Consider the following 23,181-nt stretch of genomic DNA (forward strand, 5'->3'; position numbering starts at 1 on the left):
ACGGTTCCGGCAGAGACCGTCCAGGCACTCACCAGGCACTCACACCGATGGTTGCCGGATCAGCACCGGCGGCGGCAGTGTGGGCGCTTCCGCCCGCCGGGTGACACGCACGCGCGCCACGCGCCGCCGCTCGACCTGCTCGACGCGAAATTCGTGGTCTTGGTAGGAAACGACATCGCCGGAAGCCAGCAGCCGCCCGGCCTGGGTCATGAGAAAACCGGCCAGTGTGGCGTAGTCATCCGATTCGGGAAGGTTGAGGCCGAATTTGCGATTGACTTCACGCACGGCGATAGCGCCGTCGAAGATGAGCGTGCCATCCGGTTCCGTCCACACCCTGGTTTCCTCGTCAGTGACATCGTGCTCGTCCCGGATGTCGCCGACAAGCTGTTCGAGGATGTCTTCCAGCGTCACGATCCCTTCGACCGTACCGTGCTCATCCACAACAACCCCCAGCGGCGACTGCGCCGTACGCAACTGGCGGAGGGCTTCCTCCAGGTGCGCGGTGTCCGGCACGAAGACGGGCCGGCGCAGCAGCGTACCAACGGACAACGGCTCCTTGCGGGCCAGGCAGCGCAGGATGTCTTTGGCGTGGATGAACCCCACGATGTTGTCCGGGTGGGCATCGTGAACCGGCAGGCGTGAGTAGCCCGATTCACACAGCGTCTGAAGAATGTCATCTGCCGTCGCCGTCAGCGGCAGGCTGATGACCTCCGGGCGCGGCACCATGATTTCCCGTACCACGGTGTCGCTGAAATGAAAGACGTTGTGGATGAGTTCCTGCTCGTCAGCCTTGAGGTGTCCGCTCTGGTGTGACAGGGCGACAAGCTGCTGGATTTCTTCCTGGGTATAGGCTGCCGTGTGATGTCCGCCGGGCAGTGGCGTCACACCGAAAAGGCGCACGGCGCGGGCCCCCGCCCGGTCCAGAAGCCAGATGAACGGACGAAAGATGCGGCAGAAGATGTCCAACGGGACAGCCACCGCCAGGGCCACCTGCTCCGCCCGCGCCAGTGCCAGCGACTTGGGCGCCAGCTCACCAAAAACAATGTGCAGCGCGGTGATGAGCGAAAAGGCGACGGCGACGGCAATGGCGTGGGCGGAAACATAGAGCCACAGCCCGGCGGGCATCCATGCCGACAGCCAGTGCTCGAAAATCCGGGCAAAGGTCAGTTCACCAATCCACCCCAGGGCCAGACTGGCCAGCGTGATACCGAACTGGGTGGCCGAGATCGTGCCATCGAGGTCGTCTATCAGCCGCAGGGCCGTCACGGCCCGCCGGCGCCCACTTACCGAAAGCGACGACAACCGTGGACGCCGCGCCGCCACGAGGGCAAACTCAGCCGCCACGAAGAAGGCATTGGCAGCCACGAGAAACCCAACGGCGACAACCTTGAAGACGACTAGGGGAACGGGATCACCCATTCTGAACCAACCTGGAAGGACGGCGACGCCCGGCAGGCATCGCCGTGGGGGGCAGAATGACGCCGCTTAGACCGCCGCGGAAGCAGCGGAAGCTTTGCCATTTTTCTTCTCGAACTTGATGAAGGCTTTTTGCAGCGCCTGTTCGACGGCTTCTTCGACTTTTTCCTGGGGTTTTCCCGAAGCCATGGTCAGTTCACTGATGACCAGATACCGCGCCCGTTCGAGCAGGCGCTTCTCACGAAACGAGAGCGGCTTGAGGCTTCCCAGATAGGTCAGGTGCTTGAGAATTTCAGCCACACTGAAAATGTCACCGCTGCGCATCTTTTCTGAAAATTCCTTGAAGCGGTCCTTCCAGTCCGACGGCGGCGCAACGAAGTTGGTCGCCAGCAGTTTCAGCAGCTTCTCACCATCCACAGTCTTGATGGGCGTTCGGATGCCGATGGATTGAACCTTGTCAACCGGGACGTTGACCGTCGTGTTATTTCCACTGAGGCGCAACTGGTAAAATTCCATTTCGACGCCATCGAATTCCATGCGCTTGATAACTTCGATGACGCCGATGCCGTGATTGGGATAGATCACTTTGTCGCCTACTTTAAATCCCACAGTGATGACCTCCTGAGTGATGAAGAAGGGGCCGTGCAAGTGTTTGGCACAGTTTGGATAGCAATGGCAGACCGACCATTTCGAGAAAAACTACCCAAAAACGAAGACGTGACCACGGCGCATTTTACGCCGGAGAGGGTGGACGGTCAAACGGATTGCGATAGCATGCCTGTCTCCCGGTTCCGGGAAGACAGTATGCCCCCAGACGGTGGCGCTCCACACTTTCCCTGTCCAGAGGATGTTACCGATGCCCAGCCCGGATGACCGCACGCGCGCCTTTCTGCACGATCTCACCATCAGCCCGCTGTGGTGCGAATGCTTCCATCAACTGCTCACCGAGACCATTCCCCTGCCGGAAAGCGGACACATCCTGCTCGTGGAGTGTGGCACCGGCGGACTGGCCATCGAACTTGCCCACCGGCTGCGCGACACCGGCACGGTCACGGCCAGCGACAGCGACCCGGCCCGGTTGCAGCTCATACGGGACAAGTGCCAGGTGGCCAAGCTCGACAACCTGCGCATTCTCGACCGTGACCAACTGGCGGATGATCCCGTTGCCGAAGGCTATGATCTGGTCGTGGGGGATGCCTCACTCCTTCCGACCGAGGCCCTGCCGCCCATGCTGACGCTCCTGCGGGAGCGCGTGGGCGACGGTGGACAGATTGCCGCCTATGCGCTCCTGCGCGGCAGCTTCGACGAGTTTTTCTCCATTTTCTGGGAAGCCCTCTATGAGTGCGACCTGGCGGAAGACCTGTCTGTGCCGCTCGAAACCCTGCTGCGCACCCATCCAACGCCGGCTGACATCCGGGCGCAGGCGACTGGCGCCGGGCTGCACAACGTTGCCCTCACCAGCAGCAAAGAGACCTTTTCCTTCGACAGCGGACACGCTTTCCTCGAATCACCGCTCATTGCCGGCTACTGGCTCGACCGCTGGCTGTCCATCGTACCACGGGACTATCTCAGGACCGTCCGGGATTCACTGTGCGACATCATTGACCGCGACCGTGGCACCTACCCCTTTGAGGTCAGCATCAAAGCGGCGCTGCTGACCGCCCACGCCGAGCCATTCCCCGGCGCGGACGACGAAGACCCGGAAGACAAAGACCTGGAATTGGAAGAAGACCCGGAAAACGATGCTTAGACGCCCCGGACACACGGACGCAACCGGAACCGGGTACAACGCCTGCCCCCTGGCGGCGGCCCATCACGTGGCTCCAGCCCGCTGGTGGACAGGCTGGCGCTGGCTCCTTCTGGCGCTCGGCCTATGGCTTCAGAGCGTGGCCCTGCCCGTTCCGGCCCAGACACCTTCCGCCCCGGCGGCCCCGGATACCGCGGCCGCCATTGCGCGGTTCGAGGCCGGCCAGGATGCCCATCAGGCTGGCCAACTCACTGTGGCGCTCCAGCTCTACGACGAGGCTCTGGCGCTGGATGACACCCTCGCGCCCATCCACTTCCAGCGCGGCATGGCCCTCCTGGCGCTCCGGCGCACCGCCGAGGCCGTCACGGCCTTTGAACGCTGCGTGGCGCTTCAGCCCGATTTCCTGCGCGGCTGGTTGCAGTTGGGCGCGGCGGCGCTGGCGGCTGACAACACCGTGCAGGCGGAACGGGCCTATGCCACGGTGCTGCAACTCGCGCCGGACCATCTGGAGGCACGGCTCCACCTGGCGCGCCTGGCGCTTGGCCGCCAGAAACCGGAAGCGGCTCTGGAAGTCCTGGCACCGCTCGGCACGTCCGCAGTCCTGCCCGAAGTGGATGTCCTGCGCGGACAGGCGCTTCTGCTCGCCGGACAGACCGAGGCCGCCATCAAAGCCTTTTCCCACGCACTCGCCGGGCAGTCCAACCACCCCGAAGCGCGCCGTGGACGCGGCGACGCCTACGCCGTCCAGGGACAGATGGAAGCGGCCGTAGCTGACTGGCAAGTGGCTTATGCCTCCACGCCACATGCCGAACTGGCCGCCAACATCGTCAGCGCCCTCTACCGGCTCGACCGGCCGGAAGCCGCCCGCGCCTTTCTCGCAGCCGCCCGGAAGCAGTTTCCCCAGGATGCACAACTGGCCACGCTGGCCTCGTCGCTGGGCAGGGAAGCGGCGGTTGCATCCGCTGCCGCCCTGCTCCGGGCCGGGCGCTTTGCCGAAGCCGCTGCCGCCTACGCCCCCCTTGTAGCCCAAAACCCCGAGGCCATTGCGCCGCGTGCCGGACTGGCCACGGCCCTGTTCAAACTCGACCGCTTTGCCGAAGCCGCCCGGCACTTCGCCCTTCTTTCGCAACAACAGCCGGAAGTGGCGGCAACCTACTTTTTTCTCGGCGTCTGTTATGACAAAATGGGCGACTACAGACAGGCGCTGGCGGCTTACGAAGCCTTTCTTGCCCGCGCCGATGGCGTTCACCACCAGCTCGAAATCGAAAAAGTTCACCTTCGGTTGCCCAGTCTGAGACGGCAGGCCGAACAGTCGAAACCCCGAAAGCCCTGAAACTGGGCCATGGCTTCAATGGCATCCCCAGTCGGGCCGTCTTTACCAGCCGGGCTACCCCGGCGCACAGGAGGGCAGGACGATGCGGCATTCGACCCTATTGCAGCGCGATTGTCGTCAGGCACGTCGAATCCTTGGCCTCTGGCTCTGGATTGCCGTGTTTGGTGTTGGTGTCTGGGCGGATGACCTGGCCGGGTCAGCGTCCGCGTTGCCGGCGGGACTGTCCGAAACCGAGCGGCAGACGCTTCAGAAAGAGACCAATCCCAAGGACCACCTCGATGCCTGCCTGAAAATCGGCACCAGCCGACTGGCCACGGCCGTTGAAGCCGTCAAGCAGGAACGCTACGAAACGGCGGCCCAGGCGCTGCGGGTTTACACCGGGTTGCTTGATTACACCCACGGTTACACCCGGCAAACGGCCAAGGAAAAGGTACGCCAGCACATGCTGCGCAAGCTGGAAACGACGCTCCGCCAGCAACTGCCGGTGCTGGAGTGGATGGTCAACGGCATGCCCGAATGTCACGAAGGCTGCGCCCGGCAGGCGCTCAACCGCGCCCGGAGTATTCGCCGGGAATCCCTCAATGCCTACTTCGGCGGTGAATTTCTCAGAGCCGGCGACCCACCGACCGAATAAGCTCACGACGTACCATGACGGCACGATGGTTCGGACTTTGCGGCGGCTGGCGGCGAAGGCTGGTGTTTTTGTTCAGTCTGTTGCTGCTCAGTCCGGGGCTGGCGCAGCAGCGGGGCGACGTACTCAACGAACAGGAAATCGAGCGCGTCCGCGAAGCCCAGGAAATTGACCAGCGCACCGAGGTGTTCCTCAAGCTGGCCGGACGTCGCCTCACCGCCCTTGAAGGCCGTCCTGACCCGCTTACCAAGCGTGAGCAGTGGGGCGAGCCGCCCAACGGTTCACCCCAGCAACTCCTTGCGGCTTACACGCGCATTCTCGAAGAACTCGCCGACAAGCTCGATGCCGTTGCCGAAACCAAAGGCGAAAAAGACCCCCGGCTGCGGAAGGCGCTGGCGCGTGTCCGCCACGATATGGAATCCCACCTCACCCGCCTGGAACGCCTTTCCCCCGGCGATGATGAACGACCCGCACACCGGGCTGCCCTGCAGATGGCGCGCCTGCTGCTTGACGGAGCCAGCGACGCCTTGGCGAAATAGCCCCCTCCCCGGCACGTTTATCCACGTCGTTTTACCTATCCAATGTCTCTGGCTGAAAAACTGTCCAGTCTGCCCACCGGTCCGGGCTGCTACCTGCACAAGGACGCCCACGGGACGGTCATTTACGTCGGCAAGGCCAAAAACCTGCGCCACCGCGTGCGCAGCTACTTTCAATCCAGCCGCCACCACGATCCCAAAACCCAGGCCCTTGTGGCGCACATTGCCGATGTCGAGTTCATCGTCACCGATACGGAAGTCGAGGCGCTGGTGCTCGAAAGCAACCTCATCAAGCAGTACAAGCCGCGCTACAACGTCCTGCTCAAGGATGACAAGCAGTATCCGCACCTCAAGCTGACGCTCAACGAACCGTTCCCACGGGTCATCAAGACGCGGCGCGTACTCAACGACGGCGCGCTGTACCACGGGCCCTACCTGCCGGCTTCACTGGCGCACCAGACGCTCCGGCTCGTCAACCAGATGTTTCAGCTCCGCACCTGCGACATCGAGATTGACGGCAAGCGCGACCGCCCCTGCCTCGAATACCACATCAAACGCTGCCTCGGCCCCTGCGTCCGGGAGTTGTGCGGCCCGGCGGAATATGCGGAAGCCGTCCGGGACGTGAAGCTGTTTTTCGAGGGCAAAAACAAGCAACTCGTCGCTGAGTTGCAGGCCCGGATGGAACGGGCGGCCGAAGAACTGCGCTTCGAGCAGGCCGCCCGCTACCGCGATCAGCTTCGCCTCATCGAGCGGCTCGGTGAAACCCAGAAAATGATGCTCAAGGACGCTGCCGACGTGGACATTTTCGGCTACCACCGCGACGGCGCGCGGCTGGCTCTCCAGCTTTTCACCATGCGCGAGGGCCGCATCATCGGACGGCGCGAGTTTTTCTGGGAAGACCTCCCGCCCGGCGACGACTTCGACCCGGCCGCCTTTCTGGGCGAGGCGCTGACCCAATACTACGCCCTGGGCAACTACGTGCCCCACGAAGTCCATGCCCCGCACGACTTTGCTGACCGGGACGTACTGGAAGCCTTCCTGTCGGCGCGGCGCAGCGCCAAAGTGCGCATCCTGACGCCCCAGCGCGGGCAGAAGCGCGAACTCATCGAACTCGTCGAGCGCAATGCGCGCGTGGCTTTCGACCAGCGTTTTCGGACGCTCAAACCCGACATGGCCGATGTCCTCGACGAACTGACCGACCTGCTGGCGCTGCCCCACTTCCCGGCGCGCATCGAGTGTTTCGACATTTCCCACATCCAGGGCGCGGAGGCCGTCGCCTCCCTGGTCGTGTTTGAAAACGGGCAGCCGGCCAAGGATGAGTACCGGAAGTTTCGGATCAAAACGGCCACCGGCGGCGACGATTTTGCCGCCATGCGCGAGGTCGTCGGACGGCGCTACGCCCGGCTGCTGCGGGAAGAAAAACACCTGCCCGATCTGGTCATTGTGGATGGCGGCAAGGGACAGCTCAGCGCGGCAGCGCAGGCGCTGCGGGAACTCGACCTGGAGGCCCTGCCGCTGGCCTCGATTGCCAAACGCGAGGAACTCATCTTCGTCAAAGGTCGGGAATCCGACCCGCTCCGGCTGGAGCGCCATTCCCCCCTGCTGCATCTCATCCAGGCCATCCGGGATGAAGCCCACCGCTTCGCCGTCACCTTCCACCGCCAGCGCCGCACACTGCGGGATTTCGATTCCGAACTGCTGGCCATTCCCGGCATCGGGCCGAAGCTCAAGAACCGCCTGCTGCGCAACCTTGGCAGTCTGGAAAACATCCGGCGCGCCAGCATCGCCGAACTGACCCCGTTCGTTGGTGTGCAGCGCGCCCGCGCCATCTGGCAGCACTTTCACCCGGAGACCCCGGCCGCCGACGCCTGATACCCTCCAAAGCAGGTCAGAACCGCTTGGTCACGCGCACGTCGAAGCCGAAGTTGCCGCGCTGGTCGCGGATGCCGATGATGGACACGTTGTTGCGCAGACGGTACTCGATGAGGATGATCTGCTCTTCGGCCGTGGCCAGGTTCGTCGAAAAGGTCACGCTCAGGTCCTTCGTAATGCGGCGTCCGACGGTCAGCCGCGCCGTGGGGTCGCCGCCGCGCCCCACCAGCAACGGGTCAATCTGAAACCGGTTGATGCCAAACAGCCGTCCGGTCTGCTCCTCGATGCGTTCCGTCAGGAGTTCGGAAAGCAGGGTCGTGGCGGCGCTCACGTTGGCCTGCTGGGCCGCCGTGGTCGTGTTGGCAATTTCCGGCGGCGGCAGGGTTCCGGTGGCCAGCAGGGACAGAATGCTCGACTGCGGCAGGTTTGGCTCCGAGCGCAGAATCGGATTGAAGTTGTCGGCCGTTCCCGTCAGACCGACAATGATCCGGTAGCCCTGAATCGTCGCCTCGGCCTGGATGTCATAGAACGTCGTGCCGGCCGGCCCTTCGGGAATCACGACCACGCCGCGCGTCACCTCGAAGCGGTCGTTGCGAAATTCAAGCTGCCCGCGCGTGATCAGGACGCGGCCGGAAACATCCGGGTCATCTATCGAACCGCTCAGCCGCAACGACGCCGCGCCCACCACATCGGCAATGTTGTTCCGAATGAACAGTGTGTCCGGCGCTTCCACCCGGACATCGAGCGTCGTGAACGTCGCGCGCCGGGCGCGGGTCTGAAGGGAGCTGCCCACGCCGCCCAGGCCGATGAACTGCGTCCGTACGAGCGTGGCCAGATCGGTATTCGTCGTGTACTCGGCGCGTTTGATGCGCACCACGCCGCTCAGCACCTGAAGCGACCGGTTGCCCTGCAGCACCAGATCGCCATCGGCCAGCGAACGGATGTCACGCGGATACTTCACGCGCACGTTCTCGGCGCGCAGTCCGAACCGCCACCGGACATCGCTGAGGCGCTCGAAGATGGCCCCGCCGGTCACTTCGACCTTTCCGCCGCCGGCGTCGGCCGTCAGCGTCTCGATCTGCGCCCGGTTGGCATTGAACAGAATGCGTCCGCCGCCGTTTTCGAGTGCCAGCGGCACATCGGTAATCCGCAGCCCAAAGTCATCAATGTCGGTGTAGCCGGTCAGGCGCGGATTGAGGAGGCTGCCACCCAGGGTGGCCTTAATGGTCAGCTCGCCCCGCGAGGTGATGCGTTTCGAGAAGCCGCGCAGTAGCTTCAGGTCAACTTTTCCTTCGGCCGTGACGGTATCGCGGCCGCCGGTCAGCCCCAGTTTCCCGGCCAGCGCCAGTGAAGTCGTTTCGCCGCGCTCATCCCGGAGACGAAAGTTCCGAAACTCCAGCGCCCGGTCGCTGACGGAAAACTGAAGAGGGCCGTCGTTGACAATGACGTAGTTATCCTGCACCGCGCCAAGTTCGCCCAGCGGCACGACGAGCCGCAGCGCCGAAAAATCTCCGGTCAGGGCCAGCTTGCCGGTGGTGAAACCGCCTTCGTCGGTGACCGGGTCCACGGCATAGAGCGGTCCCGCAAGGCGCAGGCGGCCGGTGATCTCGCCGTTCAGATTCTGCGGCCCGACATCGAAAATGGACAGCACCGGAGCCAGCGGCGTCTGGTTGAAATCAAATTGGCTTTCGACCAGCAGGGCCAGTTCGCCGTCCGGGTCGAGGTACGTCACGGTCGCGTCCGCACGATAGGCAAAATCGCGGTACTGCGCCGTCAACGTCAGCCGGGCTTTTTCCCCATCAGGATCACTGGCTGCGCTGAGCCGGACATCCCGGAACGTATCATTGCCAATGGTCAGCGTCTCACTCGTCGCCTTGAAGGCGAAATCCAGATGATTCGACAGCACCTGGCTCACGGTGGAACGCGAGCTGACATCGAACCGGATGACACCCGCCAGCGGCAGATCGGTTCGCCCGAAGGTCTGTGCCACGGCGGCGGCATCAAGGCCGTTGGATTGCAGCGCCACGTCGTAAGCGCCGGCCGACGGCTGGTAACGTCCCTGACCGCTGATGACACCGGCCGGGAAGCGGGCCACGAGGCCCTCCAGCACCCACTCGTCATCCCGAAAGGAAACCCGTGCTTCTCCACGGCGCAGTTCACCCAGCGGCGTTTTGGTCGTCGTCAGCGCCAGTGTTCCGTCGCCCCGTATCTGCTCGGCCGCTTTGAGCCAGTCACGTGACCCAAGACCGCCCGTGAGCGCTGCCAGGTTGGGCAGTCCGGTCAGGTTGAATTCACCGTCGGCGCGTCCGCCCAGGTCGGTCAGGCGGTCACCAAGGGCGTTCGTCGCCGGAATGGTTTGCAGGATAGCGCCGAGGGAAGCCAGTTTGAGTTCGTATGCCTTAAGGTTGACCTGAGTTGGCTGGCTTTCCGTCCAACTGCCATTGAAACCGGCGACGATACAGCCGCCGTCCGGCTGGACGAGCGAAGCCTCGGTCAGGGTCACGGTCGTCGGCGACGCCTCGAACTTTACAGCCGCCCGGCCGATGCGTTGGTCGTTGACGTAAATTCCGCCCACGCTCGCTGTTCCGGTCAACGTCGGGGCTTTCAGGGAACCGGCGATGGTTCCGGTGACATCCCCGGCCCCGCGCAGCTCCAGCCGGGCGTCTTCGGTTTGGGTCGTCAGTGCAGGAATGTTGAAGCCAAGCCACTTGGCCAGCGTTTGTGCCTGGGCCAGTTCCGGGGTGTGGTAGTCGAGCGTGGCATTCACCTCCCGCGCCCGCCAGCCATAACGGCCGGAGACCGTCAGGACGCCTTCCCCGACACGGGCCACCAGGGATTCCACCTCGACGACGCCCGGCGTCAGGCCGGCGCGGACTTCGGCGGTCAGCGGCAGCGGGGCCGTTTCCGGGCTGCCTTCGGGCGGCACGGCCTCGCCAGTCAGTGTGGCCTGGACGCGCCCGCTGGCCCGCAGTGCCTCCAAGCCGGGCCAGGCGGCTTCCAGTTGCACGTTGCCGCGTCCGGTCAGGACGCGCGCCGGCAGGGGGGTCAAGCGGGCCACCTGCCCGACATCGAAGCCCGTGAGGTTGAACCTGGCCTGTGACCGCTCGCGGGTTTCGGCCGGATAGGCCAGGCGCATCTGTCCCTGCAACCGGCCGCCCATGACCCGTGCCGTGGCCCCGGTGATGTCCACGGCCGTTGGAGAGACGGCGACGTGCGCAGACAGGCTATCCAGCGCATAGCCGGCGAAAGTGACCCGCCCGGCTTTGACATCGCCTTCGGCGCGGTTTGGAAAACGTCCGAAGGGTGTGTCGAGCACGTACTGGGCTGTCAGCCCGGAGACCGTCACCCCGGCCAGGCGTCCGGTCAGCGGTTCGAGGTTGCCTTCCAGGGCAATTTGTTCAGCGTCGCCGGCCACGCGGACGGGCATCTGCACCCGTCCCGTCAGAGGCAGTCCAGCGAGCAATGTCTGGCTGGTGGCGGCAAGATCGAGCGTCACATAGGCATTGCCTTCGTAGCGCGGTACGTTATCGGGCCAGCGCACGCGGCCGGCTGCCGTCACTTCGCCGAGCGGCGTTGTGAGCAACAGTGTGTCAATCTCGGCGGCCTCTTTTGTGACCGTTCCCGTCAGGCGCAGCCGCGCTTCGTTGAGCGTCCGCCGGCGGCCGTCGCCGGCTGTCACTGTGACCGTTGCTGCATCGAAGCCGGTTTCCACGCGCAGGGTGCGTTTGTCGAGTGTGCGCCCAAACAGCGCAAAGTGGTCAATCTGCCCATCCACGCCATAGGTCGCAGCGGCAACCTGCACCGTACCGTCCCGGATGACGATGCGGCTCCCCTCAAGCACCTCATCCACCAGCGGCTCATCGGCTTCGGCCGGCAGCGTCCGGCGGCGTTCCGGCAGGCGGATGCGCGCCAGGTTGATGCCCCGGTCATCGAAGGTCAGGTTGAGCGCCGGGCGGTCAAGGGTCAGGTGACGCAGGGAAAACGCCTGCCGCCAGAGGCTTTCGACGTTGATTTCCGCCGTCAGGCGGTCAGCAGTGAAAAATGGCTGGGCGTCGCCCGGCAGGAAGCAGGCAATCCGTCCGGCTTCCGCCGAGGTCGAAAACAGATGCACCCGCAGATCGTCGATCTCTGCCCGCACGTCCGTCTGGCGTTCGAGTTCGGCAATGAGTTTGCGCCGTACGAAGTCGTCCAGCCCGCCCTGAACCACCCAGACGACACCGGCGCTGAGCAGTCCCGTGACGACGAGCGCCAGCGCCAGGAAGGCCATCCGCCAGCGTTGTCCACGTGTCACAGCCATGTTGCAGTGCTCACACAGGGGAATTTTGGGGGACCCGCACGAACCCGCCGCAGGCAGCTTAGCACGCCGGTTCATCCGCCCGGTTTCCGAAAGATAACGCCAGGGACGGTAAGATAACGCCAGGGACGGTCCTGTTGCCCCTGCCGGACGTATCCCCGGTATTTCCGGTCAGCTACTTTACGCGCGAATCTTATGCGCCAATCTTACGGATGACGTGCGGCGGAGCAGCGGATATAGTCGTGGGCACTTTATCTGTATTCAGTTCACGATCTTTGTCTGACCCTTTTCTCTGGTTATGCCGTATATCGAGGAGAACATCCTGTGTTACCGCCGGATTCCCCACATCGTCATCTGCTTGAGTTGATTCGTCGGATCGCCGCGGGAGACCAGGCTGCCCTGGGAGAGTTTTATGACCTTACATCCCGACAGGTCTTTGGCGTGGCCAGACAGGTTTTACACAACGACAGTGATGCCGAGGAAGTGACCATGGCCGTCTATCTGGAAGTCTGGCGCCGCGCCAAAGATTATGACATCCAGCGTGGACGCCCCATGACCTGGCTCCTGATGATGGCCCGCAGCCGGGCCATTGACGCCCTACGAATGCAGCGGCCGGGCCGGCAGCTTCCGATGGAGTCCGTCACCAACGAGAATTATCCTGCCTCCCTGGAATCCCCAGAGAAGGTGCAGGACGTGGAACAATCCCTCCTTGCAATACAGCGGGGAGACCTGGTGCACAAGGCACTCCAGAACCTCTCGCCTGACCAACGACAAGTCATTGAGCTGACATTTTTCCTGGGCCTGACCAATCAGGAAATTGCCGACCGCCTGGCAATTCCACTGGGAACGGTCAAAGGGCGCCTGCGCCTGGCGCTTCAACATCTGCGGCGCTGGTTGGGTCCGGCGATGAAGAAAGGTTGGTTATGACAAACAATAGCTGGTCCGAGGAAGAGCAACCGTGGGAAACGCTTCTGGGTTATCTCCTCGAAACACTCGACGCAGATGAACGTCGGGCGATTGAAAACCACTTGGTGGACGACCATTGGCTGCGCACCGAAGGGTTGGAAACGATGCGCCAACTGGCCACGCAGATTCTTGAAAGCTGTGCCGCCGAGCCGCCGGTGGCGCTCCGTGAGCGGCTGATGTCCGCCATTGGTCAGCCTTCCACCGTACCACCCTCTCCACCCGAAGCCATTCCCTATTCGACGCTTTCGCGGGCGCGCGATGGCGCGTGGATCCCCTGGCAGCCGGGGTGGATGACCCGGCTGCTTTATCACAACCCGGCCGAAGACCTCATTGTGGCCTTGGTTCGCGCCGAGCCGGGCGCGTCACTTCCACCACATCGCCACCAAATCGCTGAGGAAGTCTTCGTTCTGGAAGGCGATTTGACCGTGGGTGAAGAACGCCTTGGACCCGGAGATTACATTCGGTCGGAAGCCGGCACGACCCATACCCGCAACTTCACGACCACCGGCTGCACGATTCTGGTTCGCCGTTCCCTGAGCGAATGCCAAGCTGAATATCCAGGCAAAGGCGCAGAATAAAGCGCATCCGACCGGCATCGGTCGGATGCGCTTCAGGGGAATATCTGGCAGGCGTGACCCTAAGCGGCGGCGGATTTTTCCGGCTCGATGATTTCGTTCCCGCGCCCAAACAGGAAGCGCGTCGGGTGCTCCCGCATGATCTTGTCCTGCAGGCGCATCAGCCCGTAGAGCAGGGCTTCCGGGCGCGGCGGACAACCCGGTACATAGACATCCACCGGAATGATCCGGTCCACACCCTGCAGGGTTGAGTAGGTGTTGAACGGCCCGCCGACATTGGAGCACGACCCCATCGAAATCACCCACTTCGGGTCGGGCATCTGCTCATAGACGCGGCGCACCACCGGGGCCATTTTGAGCGTAACCGTGCCGGCCACAATGATGAGGTCAGCCTGCCGCGGACTGGGACGGAAGACCCCGGCGCCAAAACGGTCCAGGTCAAAGCGGGAAGCCCCGGTAGCCATCATTTCAATGGCACAGCAGGCCAAACCAAAAGTCATCGGCCAGAGTGCCGACTTGCGCGCCCAGTTGAAAATGTAATCCACCGACGACAACACCAAACCCGGAGCTTCTTCACGCACCATGGTCTTCACCACCTTTCACAAAGGTCAGAGCAGCCTGTGCCGGAGCAATTTCCAGCGCGCAGGGCAACCGGGCCACCTTTACGCCCAGTCCAGCGCCCCTTTGCGCCAGGCATAGTAGTAGCCAACCACCAGGATGCCGATAAAAATGAACGCTTCGATGAGTCCGAACAGGGCAAGCTGATCGAAAATCACCGCCCACGGAAACAGGAAAATGGTCTCCACGTCAAAGATGAGAAACAGCATGGCGATGACGTAGTACCGCACCGAGATGCGTTCCCGCGCGTCGCTGACCGGGTCAACGCCACACTCGTAAGACATCATCTTTTCAGGCGTCATGACCGTCCGGCGGACAAACCGCCCGACGGTCAGGGCCCCGACCGGAATCGCCAGCGCAATGGCAAAGAGAATCGCAATCGGTATGTAGCCCATGATGGGGCCGCGTACCGGCATTTCCGTGGCAGCTTGTTGCAGGAGAAAAAATACCGTGGAAACCATAGCGGGCAGACCATGGGCGATACGCGGGCGACTTTCCGTAACCCAACGTACGCTGGAAGGTTGTCACCCGGTGATTGTTCCGGGCCTTTGACCGGTTCCGCAGCCGTGAAGCGTGGGCGTTACTCGGCCGCTGGCGTCGGAGTGGACTCGCCGGACGCAGGCTCAGCAGCCGGCGCATTTGTGGCCGCCGCCGGCGCGGCTGCCGCTACGGCTTCCTTGTTGAGCTGCCGGGTGTCCAGTTCGCGGATGCGCGCCGCCTTGCCACGCAGCTTGCGCAGGTAGTACAGCTTGGCCCGCCGCACACGTCCCCGCCGCACAACCTCAATCTTGTCAATGCTCGGCGAGTGAAGCGGAAAGATACGCTCCACCCCGATGCCAAAGCTGATCTTGCGCACGGTGAAGGTCTCCCGGACTCCCCCGTGCTTGCGGGCAATGACAACGCCTTCAAACACCTGAATCCGCTCTTTCTCACCTTCCTTGATCTTGACGTGGACGCGCACAGTATCGCCGGGAATGAAATCGGGATGCTCCCGCAAATAAGACTGCTCGATGGCCTGTAGTTCCGGCTTGATCATGGCTCTCGTTCCTCTCGCACTATGATGATGAATGGCATGTCATGGGCTGACCGGCTGGCGGCGACGGGTGCAACAGCTCTGTCAGCAAGCGGCGGTCAATCTCATCCAGCCGCGTTTGGTCGGTCAGTAAATCCGGGCGATGGCGCAGCGTTTTGCGCAGGGCGGCCCGCCGCCGCCAGAGTTCGATTTCGGCATGGTTGCCGGTCAGCAGTTCGGCCGGCACGGCGTGTCCGCGATAGACGGGCGGGCGCGTATAGACCGGATAATCGAGACGTCCGGTCTGGAAGGATTCCTTCTGGGCTGAGGTCGGGTTGCCCAAAACGTCCGGCAGCAGGCGGATAACGGCATCCATCACAACCATTGCGGCCGGCTCGCCTCCGCTCAAAACGTAGTCGCCAATGGAAATCTCTTCGGTGGCCACGTGCTCCGCGACCCGTTCATCCACCCCTTCGTAGCGCCCACAAATCAGAACAACCTGGGATTGCCGGCTGAGGCGCTGCGCCACGGTCTGGTCAAAGCAGCGTCCCTGGGGTGTCAGCAGGACGACCGATGGGTTGGACTGGCGGTGGGTCAGGGCTTCGACTGCCCGAAAAATCGGCTCCGGCTTGAGCACCATGCCATCTTCGCCGCCATAGGGACGATCATCCACGACCTGGTGGCGATCATAGGTCCAGTCGCGCAGGTTGTGGATGCCGATCTCGACCTGGCGGCGCTGGCAGGCGCGCCGGACGATGCCATAGGACAGGAAACCTTCAAAAAACGCCGGAAATATCGTCAGAACATCGAACCGCATGATGTCGCTCGCACTCCCTCCGGCCGTGTGGGTCTGGTCCCCATCAGCCGCCGGCGTTCTCAGCTACCCGGCTGCCCCTCAATCCAGCAGCCCTTCCGGGGGTGAAATCCGAATCCACTTGGCAACCACATCCACGCTGGTGCAGATGGCACGCACAAACGGCACGAGACATTCCTGGCGGCGTCCGTCGGGGTGTATCCGTTCCACCACCAGGGCTCCCCCGCCGTAGGGCACCACGTCCACCACCGTCCCGACGACTTCCCCGTTTTCCAGTTCCACCCGGCAGCCGATGAGATCATCCTGAAAGAACTCATCGGGCGGCGGGACGACCCGCGCCGAGAGCGGTACACAGACCTGGTGCCCGGCCAGCGGCTCGACGGCGTTGATGTGGTCCAGACCGACAAACTTCAGAATGACGTTCCCTTTGTGAAACCAGGCCCGTTCAATCACGGCGGCCCGCGCCGTGCCACGTGGGGGGCGCAGCCACACCGGGATGCCGGGCGCAAACCGTTCGGGGTAGTCACTCAGCGACGTAGCCACGACTTCCCCCCGCAGTCCACGGGGACGGCGGATGGCCGCAATCGTGATGAGTTCTTCGCTCTGGTGCGGGTCAGCCAGCCCACTCATTCGACGAACTCCAACACCACCCGGCGGGCGGATGCACTCTCGACCGCAGTCAGCAAGGTACGGATGGCCGTGATGGTACGCCCTTGGCGGCCGATGACTTTTCCAACGTCCGGCGGCGCCACGGTCAGCTTGACCACCAATGTGTGGCCGTGCATTTCAGCCGAGGCCGACACCGCTTCGGGGGCATCCACGAGGGCGCGTGCCAGATGCTCTACCAAACAAACCACGTCGGCCACGAGCGTTCCTCACCAGGCAGTCCACCATCCGATGTTGCCGCCGGCCCGTACTTGGGGGTCCGTATCCGGTAGCGCCGCCGGCGCAGGCCCGGTAGCGCCGCCAGCGCAGGCTGGCAGCTTCAGGCTGAAGCCTCCGGCGTGGCCGTTTCAGCTTCCCGCCGCGCCCGCGCAATCAGGGCCCGGACAGTATCCGAAGGCTGTGCGCCGCACTTGAGCCAGTAGTCCACGCGGTCAAGCTTGACGACCAGCTTTTCAGGGTTGGTCAGTGGATCGCGATAGCCGAGCACTTCGATGAAGCCGCCATCCCGCTTCGAGCGTTTTTCCGCCACGACGATGCGATAAAAGGGCCGCCGATGTGTCCCACGGCGCGTCAAACGTATGGAAAGCACCGCTGATTTCCTCCCACAGGTCTTGAAAAGTTTATTTCCCAACAACGCGCGCTGGCCGCCGCAGCCGCCACGTCACACATCACTTCCGCTTCTTTTTCTTTTTCGGGGGCGTATGCTGCTTGCTCCGCTTGCCGCCGCCGAAACCGCCACCAAAGCCCATGCCGCCGCCGCGTGGACCGGCCGGGAGCATCCCGCCCAACCCGCCGCCCGGTCCGCCCCCAAACAGGCCGCCCAGTCCGCCGAAAAGCCCACCCCGGGTCATCTGCTGCATCATGCGGCGCATGATGGAAAACTCCTTGAGGAGTTCCTCGACCTGGCGCACCGAGGTGCCACTGCCCTTGGCCACGCGCCGCCGCCGGGAGGTGCTGGCCGCCAGCAGGGTGTGGTCTTCCCGCTCCTGCTTCGTCATCGAGTTGATGATGGCTTCTGTTTCCTTGAGTTTCCGCTGCATCATCTGGGTTTGCTGGGGCGTCATCCGCAGGTTCAGCCCCGGCAACAGTCCATCGGGAAGCATTCCCAGCAGCTTGTCGAGTGAACCGAGCTTCCCGACCTGGCGCAACTGGGCGCGGTAATCTTCCAGCGTGAAGCGGTTCTCCAGCATCCGCTGCTGAAGGCGCAGGGCCTCGGCCTCATCCACCTCCTGCTGCACCTTCTCGATGAGCGACAGGACATCGCCCATGCCCAGGATGCGCTGTGCAATGCGGTCCGGATGGAAGGGTTCGAGGGCGTCGTACTTTTCGCCCACCCCGACGAATTTGATGGGCTGGCCCGTCATGCTCCGAATGGAGAGCGCCGCCCCGCCGCGCGCATCGCCGTCCATTTTCGACAGGATGACGCCGGTCAAGCCGATGCGTTCGTGAAACTCGGTGGTGCTGCGTACGGCGTCCTGCCCGATCATGGCATCGGCCACGAAAAGCGTCTCGATGGGATGGAGTTCGGCCTTGAGCTGGGCGAGTTCCACCATCAATTCGTCGTCAATGTGCAGCCGTCCGGCGGTATCCACGAGCAGCGTATCGAAGCCGCGCAGTTGGGCTTCCCGGTGCGCTGCCCGCGCCAGCTTGAGGGGATCGTTGGTGGTGGGGTCTTCATAGACCGGAATGCCAATGGCCTTGCCGATGACGGACAACTGATCGCGTGCTGCCGGGCGATACACGTCCACGGAAACCAGCAGCGGATGGCGTTTGCGTTGCTGCGCCAGAAAGCGCGCCAGTTTGCCGGTTGAAGTCGTCTTGCCCGACCCCTGCAGCCCGACCATCAGGATGACATTCGGCGTCTGGGAAGTGAACGCCAACTCTGACGTATCGCCGCCGCCCAGCAACTCCACCATTTCGTCGAAAACGATCTTGACAACCTGCTGCGCCGGCGACAGCGCCTGCCAGACCTCCTGCCCCTGGGCTTTTTCCTTGACGCGCTCGACAAACTGCCTAACCACGCCGTAGTTGACATCCGCTTCAAGCAGGGCAATGCGGATGTCGCCCATGGCCGCGTTGATGTGCGCTTCCGTGAGTTTGCTCTCGCCACGCAGCGTCTTGAGCGTTTTTTTCAGCTTCTCTGAAAGCGCCTCAAACATCGGTCATCCTCCCGCGCCCCATCTTCCCGCGTTGTATGGGGCGGCATCCGGCAGACAGTCGGGGGTCATGCTCCCACAAAGGAAAGCGGTGAGCATAGCGACCAGCAGAGTACACGTCAAGCGCGATGCCAACCGTCAGGTGGCGAGTGGTGAGTAGCGAGTGGCGAGCGGTGAGTAGCGAGTGGCGAGTGGGGGCGAGTAGCGAGTGGTGAGTGGCGAGTGGTGAATGGGGGGAGAATAGCGAATGGTTAGTGGCGATAGCGCGCACGGCGATGCATGGCGTGCCGGAGAGCTTTTGCCGCCCCTGGCTTCTCCTGCTTTCCCATTTACCACTCGCCACTCGCTACTCGCTACTCGCTACTCCCCACTCGCCACTCCCCTCCCAACCGGACTAGGCCATTTCAGCCCCGGCCGCTACACTCGTCTTCCCCCTGGCGATGGACGAACCCATCCCCTCCAGTTGCCGCCTGCATCAGAAGCCGGGCGGCTTCCGTGACACCCATGGCAGACCTGCTTTCATCCGCCCGCCTTGGACTGGCCCTGAGCGGTGGCGGCCCGCGCGGACTGGCCCACATTGGCGTCATCAAGGCGCTCGACGCCTACGGTCTCAAACCTGACTTCATCGCTGGAACCAGCGCTGGCAGCATCGTCGGCGCGATGCTGGCCGCTGGCATGAACTGGCGTGAAATGCGCGCCATCGCTGCTTCCATTTTCTGGCCGGAACTCTTTGACGGCAAAAACCTGGAACGTTTCTGCGCGCAACACCTGCCAGCCACCTTTGCCGAGCTGCGGTATCCCTTCGTGGCCATTGCCGGCGAGTGGCCCTCGCGGCGGCTGGTCATCCTGCGGGAAGGCGACCTGCCGAGCGCCATCAGCGCCAGTTGCGCGCTGCCGGGTGTACGCCGGCCGGTCCAGCGCGACGGGCTTTCCCTGCTCGACGGCGGCATTGCCTGTCCGCTTCCGGCGGAACCGGTCCGTGACATGGGCGCCACTTATGTCATCGCTTCGGATGTCCTTGGGATTTCTTCCGTCCTGCGCGCCGTCGGTGTCGAGCCGACGACGCCGACCGTCCGCCGGTTTTTCCCCCATCACTACCGGCAGGCGCTGGACGCAGCCGACATCCTGATTTCACCGGCCATTCCACTCGTCGGGATGCTGCCCGTCGGTCGCGGACTCGATGCCGTCATCGCCGCTGGCGAAGCCGCAACCTATGCCGTTCTCGACCGCCAACGGCAACTGCGGCTTCAGCAAACGGCCTGAAGTGGCGGCCCTTGCCCCTGGTTCTCTCCGCCATCCACATCCGGCGCTTACAGGTGTTTTTCAATGAAGGCCAGCATGCGCCCGTAGAGGTGTTTGACCCGGTAGGGCGTGACCACCCCGTGGCGGGATTGCGGATAGGGCAGGAACTCAAAGGGACGGTCGGCTTTGTGCAGGGCATCGATGAGCTGCACGGAGTTGCGCGGATGCACATTGTCATCCATCAGCCCGTGAACGAGCAGCAACGGCCCGTGGAGTTGCCGGGCGGCAGCCACGACGGAACTTCGTTCGTAGCCTTCCGGGTTGTCCTGCGGCAGCTTCATGTAGCGTTCCGTGTAGATTGAGTCGTAGTTGCGCCAATCCGTGACCGGCGCACCGGCAATGCCGCACCTGAACACCGTGCTGTGCGTAAGGGCGTAGGCGGTGATGTAGCCCCCGTAGCTCCACCCCCACAGACCAATCCGGTTGCCGTCCACGTAGGGCAGCGTCTTCAAATAGGCCACTCCATCTTCCAGGTCACGCAACTCCAGTTCACCAAGCCGTCCGTAAACCGGCGCCATTGACCGCATCCCCTTGCCGCTGGCCGAACGGTTGTCACACACCCAGACCAGATAGCCCCGCTGCGCCAGCAACTGATGCCAGAGCATGCGCTGGCCGCCCCACCGGTCAACGACCGACTGTGCCCCCGGGCCGCTGTAGGCATAGCACCAGACCGGATATTTCTTCTGCGGACCGAAATCCGGCGGACGCAGCAGCATGGCTTCCATCACGAAGCCATCGCGCGTTTTGACCTGCTGAAAATCAGGACGCGCCAGACCATACTCGGCAGCCAGCGCCCGCGCCTCGGCGTTGTCGGCGATGATGCGCACCAGCTTGCCGTCGGACTGGTGGAGTGTGATTTGCGGCGGCGTTGTGGCCGTGCTCGACACATCGAAGTACGCCGTACACGTCGCGTTGAACTCCGCCGCATGGGTTCCTTCGGTCTGGCTCAGGCGGGTCAGCCCCGTGCCGTCCAGTTTGATGCGGTACAGGTGATTGGCAATCGGCGAGTGTGCGGCGGCGGCAAAATACACCTGCCCGTTGGCGACGCCATACACCTCACGCACATCCCACTCACCCTGTGTCACCGCCCGCAGGCGTTTCCCATCCGCCGCGTGGTGGTAGAGATGCCGAAAGCCGGTCTGATCGCTCTGCCAGAGAAACGATCCATCCGGGAGAAAGGTCGGCAACTCGACGACTTCCACCCACGCCGTCGCACTCTCTTCCCGCAGCAGCCGCTCCGGCGCCGCCGGGCGTGGCAGTGGCGGCATGCTTTCCAGCATCAGCACTGTTGTCGTGTTGAGATCAAGCCGTGTCTGACGCCGGTTCTGCACCTCGAACAACAGCGTGTTGGGCTGCCGGGGATGCCATCCGACACGGGTGACGATCCGATCATCGGCCGGATACGCCTGCAAGCTGACTTCGGCAGTCTCGCCCTCACAGGTGGCCACGTGCAGCGACACCAGCGGGTTCGGATCGCCGGCCTGTGGGTAGTGCGTCCGCTCCACGCGCTGCCGGAAGGGTACGTCATCGGTCAGGACGTGGACAGGCACGGCCGTATCATCCAACCGCAGGTAGGCCAGCAACGTCCCCGTCGGATTCCACCAGTAGCCCCGGCGCTTCCCCCGTCCATAGACTTCTTCTTCATACACCCAGTCGAGAATGCCGTTGAACACACTGGTCGAGCCGTCCTGGGTCAGACGCTTTTCGGTTGGCGGAGTGGCGGTCAGGTCGAGCAGATACAGGTCATTACCCCGCACGAAACTGACGCGCCGCCCATCGGGGCTGAAGTCGTACTCCTCTTCGGCTTCGCCAGGCGATGTGGTGAGCCGCTGGGCGCGGTCGGTCGTGAAGTCGTAGAGATACAGGTCGTTGTCGGCACCAAGCAGTACGCGGCGGAAAGTGGCATCGAAAACGGCCCCCCGGAGACTGGCTGCCGGACGGCTGTCATCCGCCGTCATGCCGGCGGCTTCCAGGGCGGACTGCATCCGCGCCGGGTCGTGGAAGGGTGTCCGTTTGCCGGTCAGCGCCTCGACCCGCACCACTTCGTACTGGCGCGTCTGGGCATTGACCTCAAAGGACAGGTATTGCTTCCCATCCGGCAACCAGACGAGACGCGGCAGATTGCCGGAAAAATTCACCCGCTGGACGGGATCGAACAGGGCTTCCAGGGTGAGTTGCTTTGTACCCTTGTCGGACGGACTGCCTTTCGCTGCCACACGCGACACAGAAGGGGACAGAGCCGCCGATACCAGAAGGGCCGCGCCAAGGAGCGCCAGCCGGGCTGCCGACCATCGAAAATATGTCATGCCTGTGTTCTCCAGTGATTTGACGCCATTCGCCAACCCGCCATGTTTGGACATGGCGGACGCCATGTCCAGCCACCAGCACCATCCGCCGGCGCTGGTGGGAGCGCGAAGCTGTCCCCGGTGGCTTGGCCAGTGGCAGCGGCTTCCGGCACACTGCGCCGCATGATTGTCGCTGAGCAGCTCGTCAAGGTGTATCGTGACCGCAAACGCGGCGAAATTCGCGCTGTGGATGGGATCAGTTTCACGGTCCGGCCCGGAGAGATTTTCGGACTTCTGGGTGCCAACGGCGCCGGAAAAACCACGACGCTGCGCATGCTCGGCACGCTGCTGCAACCCACCGATGGCACGGCTTACGTGGCCGGCTTCGATGTGCGGCTCGAACCGGAAAACGTCCGCGCCAACATCGGCTTTCTTTCGACGACGACGGCGTTGTACGGCCGCCTGACCGTCCGGGAAATGGTGGAATACTTCGGACGCCTCCACGGCCTTGACGAAACGACCCTGCACCGGCGCATTGACGAGATTTTCACCACGCTGGATATGCACGACTTTGCCAAAGCACGCTGCGACACCCTCTCGACCGGGCAGAAGCAGCGGACTTCGATTGCCCGCTCGATCATTCACGAACCGCCCGTCATGATTTTCGACGAGCCAACGACGGGCCTCGACGTGATGACCTCCCGGACGATTGTCGGTTTCATCCGGCGCTGCCGGGATGAAGGGCGCACAGTCATTTTCTCGACCCACGTCATGAGCGAAGCCGAACGGCTCTGCGACCGCATCGGGATTGTTCACGCCGGGCGGCTCGTGGCCACGGGCACGTTGGCGGAACTGCGGCAACAAACCGGGGCCACGTTCCTGGAAGAGGTGTTTTTACGGCTGGTTGCGCCTGACCAGCCGGACCTGTGAACCCATTAACCGCCCGGACAAACGGCGA

General features: G+C 63.3%; 21 protein-coding genes. 9 read left to right on the forward strand and 12 right to left on the reverse strand.

Annotated features, from left to right (window positions below; all coding sequences use genetic code 11):
• Window positions 1-39 precede the first annotated feature (39 nt).
• A complete protein-coding gene (locus J8C05_RS09140; RefSeq protein WP_211421904.1) occupies window positions 40-1,419 on the reverse strand; it encodes a hemolysin family protein in 1,380 nt (459 codons plus the stop codon).
• A gap of 66 nt (window positions 1,420-1,485) precedes the next feature.
• Window positions 1,486-2,025, reverse strand: a complete 540-nt coding sequence (locus tag J8C05_RS09145; protein ID WP_063896901.1) for a CarD family transcriptional regulator — start codon at window positions 2,023-2,025, stop codon at window positions 1,486-1,488.
• Window positions 2,026-2,272: 247 nt separating this feature from the next.
• On the opposite strand from J8C05_RS09145, the gene J8C05_RS09150 reads away from it, so the two are divergent.
• The 5 genes from J8C05_RS09150 (at window position 2,273) to uvrC (ending at window position 7,535) form a co-directional block, all read left to right on the forward strand.
• Window positions 2,273-3,166, forward strand: a complete 894-nt coding sequence (locus J8C05_RS09150; protein WP_211421905.1) for a class I SAM-dependent methyltransferase — start codon at window positions 2,273-2,275, stop codon at window positions 3,164-3,166.
• Window positions 3,159-4,496, forward strand: a complete 1,338-nt coding sequence (locus J8C05_RS09155; protein ID WP_211421906.1) for a tetratricopeptide repeat protein — start codon at window positions 3,159-3,161, stop codon at window positions 4,494-4,496. Before J8C05_RS09150 ends, J8C05_RS09155 begins: the two co-directional genes overlap by 8 nt.
• Window positions 4,497-4,578: 82 nt before the next feature.
• Entirely contained in the window at window positions 4,579-5,130 is a 552-nt protein-coding gene (locus J8C05_RS09160) for a hypothetical protein (protein WP_211421907.1), read from the forward strand.
• 68 nt (window positions 5,131-5,198) lie between these two features.
• Window positions 5,199-5,666 (forward strand): hypothetical protein, encoded by a 468-nt coding sequence (locus tag J8C05_RS09165; protein ID WP_211421908.1) that lies wholly within the window; start codon window positions 5,199-5,201, stop codon window positions 5,664-5,666.
• A gap of 42 nt (window positions 5,667-5,708) precedes the next feature.
• Window positions 5,709-7,535, forward strand: coding sequence for an excinuclease ABC subunit UvrC (gene uvrC, locus J8C05_RS09170; protein WP_211421909.1), 1,827 nt, complete (start codon window positions 5,709-5,711; stop codon window positions 7,533-7,535).
• A gap of 16 nt (window positions 7,536-7,551) precedes the next feature.
• Here uvrC and J8C05_RS09175 read toward each other — a convergent pair whose 3' ends face one another.
• A complete protein-coding gene (locus J8C05_RS09175; RefSeq protein ID WP_211421910.1) occupies window positions 7,552-11,832 on the reverse strand; it encodes a translocation/assembly module TamB domain-containing protein in 4,281 nt (1,426 codons plus the stop codon).
• A 321-nt stretch (window positions 11,833-12,153) separates the two neighbouring features.
• Between J8C05_RS09175 and J8C05_RS09180 the strand changes: the two genes are divergently transcribed.
• A complete protein-coding gene (locus tag J8C05_RS09180; RefSeq protein WP_211421911.1) occupies window positions 12,154-12,756 on the forward strand; it encodes a sigma-70 family RNA polymerase sigma factor in 603 nt (200 codons plus the stop codon).
• Window positions 12,753-13,373 (forward strand): cupin domain-containing protein, encoded by a 621-nt coding sequence (locus tag J8C05_RS09185; protein WP_211421912.1) that lies wholly within the window; start codon window positions 12,753-12,755, stop codon window positions 13,371-13,373. Before J8C05_RS09180 ends, J8C05_RS09185 begins: the two co-directional genes overlap by 4 nt.
• Before the next feature lie 59 nt (window positions 13,374-13,432).
• Here J8C05_RS09185 and J8C05_RS09190 read toward each other — a convergent pair whose 3' ends face one another.
• The 8 genes from J8C05_RS09190 to ffh all read right to left on the reverse strand — a co-directional run bounded on the left by J8C05_RS09190 (window position 13,433) and on the right by ffh (window position 18,639).
• The gene (locus J8C05_RS09190) at window positions 13,433-13,954 is read right to left on the reverse strand and encodes an NADH-quinone oxidoreductase subunit B (RefSeq protein ID WP_014100356.1); all 522 of its coding nucleotides are present in this window, start codon (window positions 13,952-13,954) and stop codon (window positions 13,433-13,435) included.
• A 78-nt stretch (window positions 13,955-14,032) separates the two neighbouring features.
• Entirely contained in the window at window positions 14,033-14,449 is a 417-nt protein-coding gene (locus J8C05_RS09195; RefSeq protein WP_110249689.1) for an NADH-quinone oxidoreductase subunit A, read from the reverse strand.
• A gap of 119 nt (window positions 14,450-14,568) precedes the next feature.
• Window positions 14,569-15,024: a 50S ribosomal protein L19 gene (gene rplS / locus J8C05_RS09200; protein WP_211421913.1), complete on the reverse strand. Its 456-nt coding sequence runs from the start codon at window positions 15,022-15,024 to the stop codon at window positions 14,569-14,571.
• A gap of 19 nt (window positions 15,025-15,043) precedes the next feature.
• On the reverse strand, window positions 15,044-15,817 hold the full coding sequence (gene trmD / locus J8C05_RS09205) for a tRNA (guanosine(37)-N1)-methyltransferase TrmD (RefSeq protein ID WP_211421914.1): 774 nt from the start codon (window positions 15,815-15,817) through the stop codon (window positions 15,044-15,046).
• Between the two features lie 78 nt (window positions 15,818-15,895).
• Entirely contained in the window at window positions 15,896-16,444 is a 549-nt protein-coding gene (gene rimM / locus J8C05_RS09210; protein WP_211421915.1) for a ribosome maturation factor RimM, read from the reverse strand.
• Window positions 16,441-16,680 carry a KH domain-containing protein gene (locus tag J8C05_RS09215; RefSeq protein WP_407062868.1) on the reverse strand — a complete coding sequence of 80 codons (240 nt, stop codon included), beginning with the start codon at window positions 16,678-16,680 and terminating at the stop codon, window positions 16,441-16,443. Before J8C05_RS09215 ends, rimM begins: the two co-directional genes overlap by 4 nt.
• 119 nt (window positions 16,681-16,799) lie before the next feature.
• Window positions 16,800-17,069 carry a 30S ribosomal protein S16 gene (gene rpsP / locus J8C05_RS09220; RefSeq protein WP_058866915.1) on the reverse strand — a complete coding sequence of 90 codons (270 nt, stop codon included), beginning with the start codon at window positions 17,067-17,069 and terminating at the stop codon, window positions 16,800-16,802.
• Between the two features lie 79 nt (window positions 17,070-17,148).
• Entirely contained in the window at window positions 17,149-18,639 is a 1,491-nt protein-coding gene (gene ffh / locus J8C05_RS09225) for a signal recognition particle protein (RefSeq protein WP_211421916.1), read from the reverse strand.
• Window positions 18,640-19,140: 501 nt separating this feature from the next.
• Between ffh and J8C05_RS09230 the strand changes: the two genes are divergently transcribed.
• Entirely contained in the window at window positions 19,141-19,899 is a 759-nt protein-coding gene (locus J8C05_RS09230) for a patatin-like phospholipase family protein (RefSeq protein ID WP_211421917.1), read from the forward strand.
• Window positions 19,900-19,946: 47 nt separating this feature from the next.
• Here the strand turns inward: J8C05_RS09230 and J8C05_RS09235 are convergent, their stop codons facing one another.
• Window positions 19,947-22,244, reverse strand: coding sequence for a S9 family peptidase (locus tag J8C05_RS09235; RefSeq protein ID WP_211421918.1), 2,298 nt, complete (start codon window positions 22,242-22,244; stop codon window positions 19,947-19,949).
• A gap of 120 nt (window positions 22,245-22,364) precedes the next feature.
• Here J8C05_RS09235 and J8C05_RS09240 point away from each other — a divergent pair, with 120 nt between their 5' ends.
• The gene (locus J8C05_RS09240; protein ID WP_343316624.1) at window positions 22,365-23,153 is read left to right on the forward strand and encodes an ABC transporter ATP-binding protein; all 789 of its coding nucleotides are present in this window, start codon (window positions 22,365-22,367) and stop codon (window positions 23,151-23,153) included.
• Window positions 23,154-23,181 lie beyond the last annotated feature (28 nt).

It is taken from the genome of Chloracidobacterium sp. N, from assembly GCF_018304765.1.
GTDB classification, from domain to species: domain Bacteria; phylum Acidobacteriota; class Blastocatellia; order Chloracidobacteriales; family Chloracidobacteriaceae; genus Chloracidobacterium; species Chloracidobacterium aggregatum.

What these genes read in the sequence shown, in the direction of transcription:
- J8C05_RS09140 (WP_211421904.1), bottom strand. Translation starts at nt 1,419, where the DNA reads ATGGGTGATCCCGTTCCCCTAGTCGTCTTCAAGGTTGTCGCCGTTGGG.
- J8C05_RS09150 (WP_211421905.1), top strand. Translation starts at nt 2,273, where the DNA reads ATGCCCAGCCCGGATGACCGCACGCGCGCCTTTCTGCACGATCTCACC.
- J8C05_RS09155 (WP_211421906.1), top strand. Translation starts at nt 3,159, where the DNA reads ATGCTTAGACGCCCCGGACACACGGACGCAACCGGAACCGGGTACAAC.
- J8C05_RS09160 (WP_211421907.1), top strand. Translation starts at nt 4,579, where the DNA reads ATGCGGCATTCGACCCTATTGCAGCGCGATTGTCGTCAGGCACGTCGA.
- uvrC (WP_211421909.1), top strand. Translation starts at nt 5,709, where the DNA reads ATGTCTCTGGCTGAAAAACTGTCCAGTCTGCCCACCGGTCCGGGCTGC.
- J8C05_RS09175 (WP_211421910.1), bottom strand. Translation starts at nt 11,832, where the DNA reads ATGGCTGTGACACGTGGACAACGCTGGCGGATGGCCTTCCTGGCGCTG.
- J8C05_RS09185 (WP_211421912.1), top strand. Translation starts at nt 12,753, where the DNA reads ATGACAAACAATAGCTGGTCCGAGGAAGAGCAACCGTGGGAAACGCTT.
- J8C05_RS09190 (WP_014100356.1), bottom strand. Translation starts at nt 13,954, where the DNA reads ATGGTGCGTGAAGAAGCTCCGGGTTTGGTGTTGTCGTCGGTGGATTAC.
- J8C05_RS09195 (WP_110249689.1), bottom strand. Translation starts at nt 14,449, where the DNA reads ATGGTTTCCACGGTATTTTTTCTCCTGCAACAAGCTGCCACGGAAATG.
- rplS (WP_211421913.1), bottom strand. Translation starts at nt 15,024, where the DNA reads ATGATCAAGCCGGAACTACAGGCCATCGAGCAGTCTTATTTGCGGGAG.
- trmD (WP_211421914.1), bottom strand. Translation starts at nt 15,817, where the DNA reads ATGCGGTTCGATGTTCTGACGATATTTCCGGCGTTTTTTGAAGGTTTC.
- rimM (WP_211421915.1), bottom strand. Translation starts at nt 16,444, where the DNA reads ATGAGTGGGCTGGCTGACCCGCACCAGAGCGAAGAACTCATCACGATT.
- ffh (WP_211421916.1), bottom strand. Translation starts at nt 18,639, where the DNA reads ATGTTTGAGGCGCTTTCAGAGAAGCTGAAAAAAACGCTCAAGACGCTG.
- J8C05_RS09230 (WP_211421917.1), top strand. Translation starts at nt 19,141, where the DNA reads ATGGCAGACCTGCTTTCATCCGCCCGCCTTGGACTGGCCCTGAGCGGT.
- J8C05_RS09235 (WP_211421918.1), bottom strand. Translation starts at nt 22,244, where the DNA reads ATGACATATTTTCGATGGTCGGCAGCCCGGCTGGCGCTCCTTGGCGCG.